1 pseudogene is annotated in these 213 nt (G+C 52.1%); it reads right to left on the minus strand.

The annotated features are described in order from the left end of the window. Positions 1-213: pseudogene (locus tag FDX22_RS27400) on the minus strand (RNase E specificity factor CsrD); the annotation flags it as partial.

Genomic DNA, 213 nt, shown 5'->3' on the forward strand with positions numbered 1-213 from the left:
AGCATCTGTTCAATCAGCGTTCGCCAGCGCACATTGCCCCGGCCTTTTTCCGGCAGAGAGTCGTCATACACCGACCAACTGTTCCCGCCTTGTAATACTGAATTCCGGGTGGCGGCTTCAGCGTGATCCATAACTTGTTCAGTCGACTGACCGCTGCGACAGACACAAATGCCAATATGAACCATATCGGCACGATCGATCATTTTGTTAGCC

Source organism: Citrobacter sp. TBCS-14 (assembly GCF_005280805.1).
GTDB classification, from domain to species: domain Bacteria; phylum Pseudomonadota; class Gammaproteobacteria; order Enterobacterales; family Enterobacteriaceae; genus Citrobacter; species Citrobacter gillenii.